Origin of the sequence: Candidatus Methanocrinis alkalitolerans, assembly GCF_029167205.1 — an archaeon.
GTDB lineage: Archaea > Halobacteriota > Methanosarcinia > Methanotrichales > Methanotrichaceae > Methanocrinis > Methanocrinis alkalitolerans.
On the sequence record NZ_JARFPL010000011.1, the window covers coordinates 66,108 to 74,803 of the forward strand.

At 60.9% G+C, this 8,696-nt stretch carries 7 protein-coding genes; 3 read left to right on the top strand and 4 right to left on the bottom strand.

Annotated elements, in window-relative coordinates:
* Positions 1–14: 14 nt before the first annotated feature.
* A complete protein-coding gene (locus P0O24_RS05050; protein WP_316968650.1) occupies positions 15–1,694 on the top strand; it encodes a NosD domain-containing protein in 1,680 nt (559 codons plus the stop codon).
* A gap of 56 nt (positions 1,695–1,750) precedes the next feature.
* Entirely contained in the window at positions 1,751–2,170 is a 420-nt protein-coding gene (locus tag P0O24_RS05055) for a pyridoxamine 5'-phosphate oxidase family protein (RefSeq protein ID WP_316968651.1), read from the top strand.
* A gap of 16 nt (positions 2,171–2,186) precedes the next feature.
* Here the strand turns inward: P0O24_RS05055 and P0O24_RS05060 are convergent, their stop codons facing one another.
* From P0O24_RS05060 to tgtA, 3 genes are read right to left on the bottom strand one after another with little or no spacing between them, the layout of a single operon-like run.
* Positions 2,187–2,726 (bottom strand): DUF6125 family protein, encoded by a 540-nt coding sequence (locus P0O24_RS05060; RefSeq protein ID WP_316968652.1) that lies wholly within the window; start codon positions 2,724–2,726, stop codon positions 2,187–2,189.
* 3 nt (positions 2,727–2,729) lie between these two features.
* Positions 2,730–4,475, bottom strand: coding sequence for an archaeosine synthase subunit alpha (gene arcS / locus P0O24_RS05065; protein ID WP_316968653.1), 1,746 nt, complete (start codon positions 4,473–4,475; stop codon positions 2,730–2,732).
* On the bottom strand, positions 4,472–5,908 hold the full coding sequence (gene tgtA, locus P0O24_RS05070; protein WP_316968654.1) for a tRNA guanosine(15) transglycosylase TgtA: 1,437 nt from the start codon (positions 5,906–5,908) through the stop codon (positions 4,472–4,474). Before tgtA ends, arcS begins: the two co-directional genes overlap by 4 nt.
* 108 nt (positions 5,909–6,016) lie before the next feature.
* On the opposite strand from tgtA, the gene P0O24_RS05075 reads away from it, so the two are divergent.
* On the top strand, positions 6,017–6,481 hold the full coding sequence (locus P0O24_RS05075; protein WP_316968655.1) for a hypothetical protein: 465 nt from the start codon (positions 6,017–6,019) through the stop codon (positions 6,479–6,481).
* 21 nt (positions 6,482–6,502) lie between these two features.
* On the opposite strand, the gene P0O24_RS05080 is transcribed toward P0O24_RS05075, so the two are convergent.
* Positions 6,503–8,452: an aconitate hydratase gene (locus tag P0O24_RS05080; RefSeq protein WP_316968656.1), complete on the bottom strand. Its 1,950-nt coding sequence runs from the start codon at positions 8,450–8,452 to the stop codon at positions 6,503–6,505.
* Between the last annotated feature and the right edge of the window lie 244 nt (positions 8,453–8,696).

Genomic DNA, 8,696 nt, shown 5'->3' on the forward strand with positions numbered 1-8,696 from the left:
CCATGACCCGTTTAATGATCAAATGGATTATCATATTCGTTGCATCATCCTTCTTATCCCAGGGGGCTACGATCACCGTGGGGGGGGACGGCTCCGACTTCCGTAGGATTGAAGCGGCCCTGAGCTTTGCAAACTCTGGAGACGTGATCGAAGTCGCAAGCGGCGAGTACCTGGTGAACCTGAATATAACCACCCCCTTTCTCACCCTCCGGGGCATCGACACCGGCGGCGGAAGGCCGGTCCTCAGGGCTGGAAGCTCCACCGCTGAGATCGAGAGGACCTACCCTGGACTGACGAAGATGGTGGAGATGAGCGGCGGGACGGCCGTGGCCATCAGGGCCGACTTTGTCACCGTCGAAGGCTTCGTCATCACCGGAGCCACCTGGCAGAAGCCCTACGACACCGGCGAGCATTACGACGTCATAGGCCACGCCGGGATGAGGGTCTACTCCGACTTCAACAAGATCGCCAACAACACCTTCGAAGGTAACGACCTATCCGCCATCGGCCTATTGAACAGCAGCAACAACCAGATCCTGAACAATACCATAAAGGGCGTCCCCTACGGCTACGGGATGATCCTCTTCAACTCTCACAACAACAACATCGAAGGAAACGGCCTCCTCTCCAACGACTGGGGGATCTCCCTCCAGAGAAGCGACTCCAACGCCATCAACGAGAACGAGATCCGGGAGAGCGTCAACGATGGGATCTGGGCGGTCAACTGCAACTACACCTTCATCACCGAGAACGTCATATCAAGAAACGGCATCGAGAGCGAGTTCGAGGGGAACGGTAAGGGGATCTCCCTGGTGGGGTCGATGAACCTCGTCGCAAACAACGTCATCTCCTTCAACAGAGACGCCGGGATCAGCCTCCGGAGCATCTTCTGGGAGTATTGTAGCGATCCCCCCTGCGGCGCCGAGGAGTCCTACGAGAACCTGATCATAGGAAACCGGATCCAGGGAAACGGCAGAGACGGAGTCCACCTCTCCAAGACCTGGAAGAACAACATAATAGACAACAACATCACAGAGAATCACGGCAAGGGGATAAACCTCGAGGAGAGCAGCAACAACACCATCGACCTGAACAACGTCACCAAGAACGACGACGGGATATGCCTGGACAGGTCGAACTTCACGAAGGTGAAGAACAACACCATAGCCGAGGGGGAGAAGGCCGGGATCCGCCTCTGGTCCACCGTCGGTGCCTCGGCGTACAACAACACCCTCAACGATAACCGCGTGGGCTTGGCTCTGGCGGAGTCGAGCGAAAGGAACGTCTTCGCGAGAAACAACGTCACCAACAGCACCGAGGGGATCAACATATCTGGGGGGTCAGACGAGAACCAGATCCTCCAGAACCGGGTGAGGTCGTCTGAGACCGGAATCGTCCTTTTGGCCGCTGGCCAAAACCTCATCACAGAAAACGAGATCGTCGATAGCCTCCTCGGCCTCTTCCTCGACGCCCATTCCAGCGGCAACACCATCATCGCAAACGACCTCTCAAAGAACATCGAGGCGGCGAGGGACGAGGCAGATAACCGGTGGGACGACGGGTCCCGGGGCAATTACTACGGGACCGGCGACTGCGATGACGCCGATGGAGACGGCGTCTGCGACGGACCTCGCCCCATACCGGGCGGGGGAAACGCTGACGGCTTCCCGCTTGCGAGGGCGGCGAGGGCCTGAGATATCGGCAGAAATATAACCTGAGAAGCAAAAAATTCCAGAGAAGGTGATTCAAAATGCCTGCGAATTTGATGGAGTACTTCAACCGGCAGCCCCGGATCGGAACCCTCAGCACCGCCGACAGGGACGGCAAGGTCGACGTGGCGCCGATGGGCTCGCCCCGGATGGTCGACGAGAAGACGGTCGTCATGGCCCTGGCGGAGAACAGGACCCTGGCGAACCTCCGGGAGAACCCCCACGCCGTCTACATGATCATGCTCCCCGGCGAGGGGATCTTCGACTGGAAGGGGGTCCGGGTCTACATGAGGATGAGAAGCTGCGAGACCTCCGGGGAGGCTATCGACGCCATGAGAAGGGAGATCTCCAAGGCCATAGGGGAGGCGGCGGCGGGGATGCTACGCGCCTCCGTCACCTTCGAGGTCGAGGAGGTGAGGCCGATCGTCGATATGGGCCAGGGATGGGTGAGGTCGATCTGAGTTTTAAGATCCTCCTTCATCCCTCAAAGACGAAGGTGCAGACCTCGTCTCCCCGGCAGATCCGGGACTTAAGGAAGAAGGATATCTTCCTCTCTTCCTCGGAGAACTCCTCCGCCCAGGCGGAGTACTCGGCGTTGCAGATGACAGACCCCACCCTCTCCGAAAGGTGGACCCGTCCGGACTTCGTCATAAGGTCCCGCCAGGGGCATCTTGATATCGTGAGTATGAGCCGGCCGTCCTCCTCCGCCTCCACCTCGAAGCCGAACCCCTCGGCAGAGTGCTTGGCTGCTACGCATTCAGCGAGCCCTCCGATCCCCTTCCCGGCTCCCAGGATCTCCCGGAGGGTCCGGGCCTGGATCTTGGGGAGGACCGACCAGACCTGGCGGTCGATCTCCAGCGCCTCCTCAAAGCCCTGGATCTCCTCGACCTTCATGAACCAGAGGCCGTCCGCTGAGGTGTAGCACCTCCGGAAGTAGTCGGCCTTCTCGGCGTCGGTGAGCTCCCTCGTCCCCGCTGCCCTCTCCTCTTCCGGCCGTCCATCCTCTCCCCGACCCATCCCTCAGACCTCCTCTACCTGTCGCAGCTCCACTGCGATCCCCCTCGTAGACTCCACCATCTCCCAGCCGCTCATCTTCGCCCTCCCGACGCCGAAGGCCGCCTCCCCCACCACCATCACCTCGTCTCCCGGCCTGATCTGGTCGTCGGCGGATGTGACGCCGGGGGCGAGGACGTCGCCCCTTGGGACGAAGTCGCCGATCTCGACGACGTACCCGCCCCGGGATAGAAGCCTCTTCGCCCCTTCGAGGGAGAGGGCGATCGTCCCCTGGGGGGTGATGGATCCGAGGCTCTTCTTCTCAGAGGACTGTAGCTCTCTTCCCTTCACCCTCACCTCGCCGGCCATGAGGTCGGCGGCGGAGCCCCGGCCGAACTGGTAGTCGGCGAGGGCAGAGAACCGCTGGACCATGAACCCCTCCAGGACTCTTGCGCCTGCCGTCGCCTCTGCCGCCGCCTCCGAGAGCCTCTTCAAGGCCTCATCGGTCGTTCCTCCGCCGGTGTAGACGGCTTCGATCCCGTGTCCCTCCACCTCCTCTCTCAGCTCCCCGTCGATGTGGGCGATGATGGTGGCCGATGGGTTCTTCTCCAGGTATCCGTCGAGGCAGAGGGTCAGCCACCTCCTCTCTTCCAGGTCCCACCTCCCGGTGACGGGGACATCGTAGCTGGCGGCGGGATAGACCTCCTCCAGCTCTCTGGGGACGAGGGCGAGGGGGGACGTCAGGATAAGCTCTTTGATCCTCCGCCTTGTGGTCCCGAGGGCGGTCGCGAAGAGCCGGTGAGACCGCGACGTTGAGTAGGGCTTCCTCGCAGAGCACGGCAGGAGGAGGAGGACGTCGCCAGGGGGTGCCCTGTACCTCTCCAGGACCCTCTCGGCGAACCTCGTCACCTCCACCCGGTGGAGGGACTCGGCGGAGTTGGCGTACATTACGCTCTTCCTGTATACCGGGGTCCTCCGCTCCAGGTAACGGTGCTCCTGGTCCAGGAGCCTCAGCGCCACCGTCTGCTCTGGAGCCACCCTCGCCTGCCTCTCAAGATATTCGCGGATCGTCCCCTTCCTGATCATCTCCCGACAGATGAGCAGCTCCTCCTCCAGCTTCAGGAGGTTGTGGCGGGCGACGAGCTCTGGGTCTGCCCCAGTCTTTTCCATGGCTTCGCAGAAGCCGCAGCGACATGGGAGGTCCTTCAGCTCCTTCAGGGGCCAGGCGCCGTCGCGGAGGTGGTACCTTCCCAGGAGGCCGTCTACGGTGACCCTCGTTTCGTCCACCAGGTCGACCCCCAGATACGTCAGAAGGGCGAGGTTTGATGGGGTGGCGAGGGCCGGGGCGTATAGGGCCGAGTCAGAGGGGGTCTTCTCTCGGATATCGATCACGGCGGCCAATAGCTCCCTCGGATTTCGCAGGGACCCCGCTGCACCGATGATGTAGACGTCGGATGCCGGGGGACGGTCCCTCGCCAGGGGGTGGACGACCGCTCCGGAGGGGCCGTCCGTCGGTATATGAGCCACCTCGAAGGGGGGCTCGGTGTGAAGGGGGGCGGCGACGTGGGGGCCGATGAAGATCTTTCCGGTCTTCTTCGAAAGTTCAAAGCCCTCCTTCAGAGCGTCTTCGACCGTCGGGAAGTTCCAGATCGGTCCCGTGGACCGGATCTCGCCGCCGGATAAGATCGCCGGAGTCTCCACCGTCCCGTCGATCCGGAGCCGTCCGATCCTGGCGGGACCGTCCCGGATAGTCACCTCAAAGCGTCTAGTCATCTCTTCACCTTCTCGGTTCCTTCTCCCCAGCCGGGGGGATCTTCCAGCCTCAGCTCGAAGGTGGCGGCGGGGTTCGCCTCCATCAGCCTCCTGAGGTTCGCGTGGGCTTCGAAGAGCCCCGCCTCGTCGGAGGCTTTCGGAACCTCGGAGTTGAGGGGAGCGGTCTCCGCGAGCTCCTTGGGGTATGGTCCGAAGGGCGGCGAAAACCAGAGGACTTGGTCGTACCCCTCCTCATCGACCCCGGGTTCTGCGACCAGAACCCTCCCTGAGAGCTCTATCCTCTCGATCCGCGTGCTGTACCTCAAGACCTCCGGCCTCACCGCCGACTCCGGCCCCAGGTAGAAGCAGGTCGATCTGGAGACGGGGTCGAGTTCCTCGATCCATTTGGCGTGGGAGGCGAGGGCCCGCAGGCCGTCTAAGATCCTCGGATGAGACCTGCACCTCCTCTCCACCAGCTCCCATAAAGACCCCTCCCAGATGGACTGTCTCACCTCCCGCATCTCCGCCAGGGAGACCGCGATGTTGTGGCGGGCGAGAAGCTCCATCTTATCAGGGTCCTTGGAGAGATCCTCCGGCGACCGGTCTTTGCAGACTTCGCAGCAGCATGGGAGGTATCTCAGATCTTCCAGGTGGAGGGTACCCCTGGCGGTGAGGTAGCGATCATCTCGGGCGTAGAGGGCGTAGGCGGCGGAGTCGAAGAGGTCGCAGCCCAGGGCGGCGGCGAGGGCGAACATCATGGGGTGGCCCGCGCCGAATAGATGGACCGGGGCTGCCGGCCCCAGCCCCTTCTTGGAGGCGGCGACGACGTCTACGAGGTCGCTGTACCTGTAGGCCTCCATCAGGGGGACGACCGCCCCGATGGGGCAGAGGTCAAAGCCCAACTCTCTGACCCTTCGGGCCGCTGCGAACCTGAGTTCTGGATACTTCGACCCCTGGATGGGCCCTGCCAGGAGGGGGCCTCCATCGTCCCAGTGATCCCGCGCCTCGGTGAGCCTTTGTTCAGTCTCCGCCAGCTCCGCCTCGGCCCTCGTCCTGGAGACGTCCGGCGGTGTCGGTATGTCCAGGGGGACGGAGATGTCGGAGCCTATCGACCTTTGAAACTCGAGGATCTCCAGGGGTTGAACATCGATATCTCCGTATACTGAGAGCTGAAACGCCCCCGAGTCGGTCATGATCGGCCCATCAAACCCCAGAAGCCGGTGGACCCCGTGATCTTCGGCGAACTCTTTAAGCTCCGGGTCCTGGCTGATTATGTAGCTGTTGGTGATCAGCATCTCGGCGCCCATCCTCTGTAGATCAGCAGGTTCGATCAGCCTGAGGTGGGGGTTGACCACGGGCATCAGCGCAGGGGTCTCGACGGCGCCGTGGGGTGTCCGAAGCCTGCCGATACGACCTGCCAGATCTTTGTTCAGAATTTCAAAGCAATCCGGCATGGCCCCACCTCACTGCAGATAAGGCATAAATAGGTTGGTACTGATCAGAGTGTGTCGCATCGCGATTTTATTAAAGGTAGGTGGTGACCGATCTTGAAATGTACAGCTATGATCATGCTGGTCTGCCTCATGGGCACTGCTGCGGCAGCCGGCTATACTTCGTCCCAGGAGACGTTCATCCTGGGAGAGAGTCCGGTAAGAGGTTCCATGGACGACTCTCGGTTCGAAGATTACGCCGAGATGTACTGGGCCTCTTATATATCAAAACCCGAAAGGGCCCCGATGGCACCGGTTCTGGCAGGACAGATGGTGGACATTGAGAATACCATGTCCTTCTGGAGGAATAACTTCCCCTTCGATATATCCAAATCGACCTTTGGCGACGGAACGGCGCGGGCCGCCAGCACGACGAACCCCAGATACGATTTTGCCTCAATTTTCACGTGGCGCTACATATCGCCCATGCCGATAGAGGAGTCCTCCTTTGAGGAGGGAGATCAGACCGCCCTGAGACTTGTGGATAAGAATAGGGAGCATTTGATCCAAGATGTTAAGAAAAATTTCGGCCTGTGAACCGCACAGGCCGGATCCATCTCACCTATTTTTCATGACTGTATGAGGGAGCAGCCCTCCGGCGATGACGATCTCCCGCTGGCGCCGGCTCAGTTCCGTCTTCAAAAGGATCCTCCGTCCACCGGTTTTGTCGAAGGCTTCGATCACCTCGTCGCCCCTGGCTATGGCAGCTCTGATGCGGGGGATCTCCATCTCGTCACCCTCTTTAAGGGAGGTATAATCGGATTCGGAAACGAAGGTGAAGGGGACGATCCCGAAGTTTACAAGGTTCGCGGCGTGGATCCTCTCCACCGACTTCGCCATCACAGCCTTGACCCCCAGGTACATGGGACATAGCGCAGCGTGCTCCCTCGAAGACCCCTGGCCGTAGCTGACCCCGGCGGCGATGATGTTGTGGATCCCCCTATCCCTGTCGCTTGCTGCTCTTTTGCTGAACATTGGGTCCAGGGGCTCAAAGACGAACTCCGAGTACCTGGGGACGTTGGACCTGTACTTTAGCCGGGATCCGGCGGGCATGATGTGGTCGGTGGTTATGTAATCCTCCACCTTGATGGTGATCTTTCCTCGGAGATCTTCGGGCATGGGGTCGTTGGTGGGAGGTGCCCCGATGTTCGGGCCGCGATAGATCGATACCCTATCCCGTTCCGCCGCCGGCGGGGGCTGAATGATCATGCTATCGTCGATCTTGAACCTCTCAGGCATCCTTATCCTGGGAAAATCCTGGCCCAGATCTCTGGGGTCGACGATCTCCCCCTTCAGGGCCGCCGCCGCCGCCACCACGGGGCTTGCCAGGTATACGTGGGCGCTGGGGGTCCCAGATCTTCCCTTGAAGTTGCGGTTGCTGGTCCTGATGGAGACGGAGTCGGTCCCGGGGGAGACGCTGTTTCCTATGCAAAAGCCGCAGGCCGACTCCAGCAGCCTCGCGCCGAAGGTGAGGAGGTGGCCGAGGCCGCCGTTCTCGGCTATCATCTGCAGGACCTGTCTTGATCCTGGGGCCACCCCCAGGGAGACCCCGGGGACGAGGCGGCGTTCCTTCACCATCTCCGCCACCGTCATCAGGTCCACGTAGGAGGAGTTGGTGCACGATCCGATCATCACCTGGTCGACGGCCGTCCCCGAAAGGTCCCTGACGGGTACGATATTGCCCGGGCTGGAGGGCGCCGCCATCAGCGGTTCCAGATCCGATAGGTCGATATCCAGGACCCGATGGTACTCGGCGTCTTCGTCCCCCTCCAGTGGGATCCACTGATCCGCCCTCCCCTGGGCGGCGAGGAACTTTCGGGTCTCGTCGTCGCTGGGAAATAGGGACGTCGTTACCCCCGTCTCGGCTCCCATGTTGGTGATGGTGGCCCTCTCTGGAACGGTGAGGGAGCGAGCGCCCTCGCCACCGTACTCGCAGACGCACCCCACGTTCCCCTTGGTGGTCAGCTCTTCGAGGACCTTCAGGATCACGTCTTTCGCCGTTACCCAATCGGGGAGCTCTCCCTCAAGGTTGACTCTGATCACCTTTGGGCAGGTGAGGTAGTAAGGGCCGCCGCCCATGGCCACCGCGACGTCGAGCCCCCCGGCTCCTATGGCTATCATTCCCAGGCCGCCGCAGGTGGGGGTGTGACTATCGGAGCCCAGGAGGGTTCTTCCGGGTCGGCCGAACCTTTCCAGGTGGACCTGGTGGCAGATGCCGTTACCGGGCCTTGAGAAGTGGATCCCGTACTTTTCGGCGATCGTCTGGAGATATCGGTGGTCATCGGCATTCTCAAACCCCACCTGGACTGTGTTGTGGTCCACGTAGGATACAGATATCTCCGTCTCTATCTTGGAGAGACCCATCGACTCGAACTGGAGGTATGCCATCGTCCCCGTGGCGTCCTGGGTCAGGGTCTGATCTATCCGTATTCCAATCTCCTTTCCCGGCTCGTAACTCCCGTCGACGAGGTGATCCCTCAAAATCTTCTCCGTTAAGGTGGAATTCATAAAATACCTCCGAAAACCTTATGAATGTGCATCTTCGCCCTTTTGCCCTCGTCTAATCTCTCTGTTGGTATTAATAATCAACGCGAAGGTTCTGGACATCTCATCAAGTCGCCCCCCCCCTTCCACAACGTTTAAATACCGGGCTTGTATTGGAGGAGTTCGCCCGTCCGCGGAGTCTGCCCGTAATTCGCGCAACTCCGGCAGAAGGGTCGCGGTCTGAGGTCTTTTTGGGATCCTGCACGTT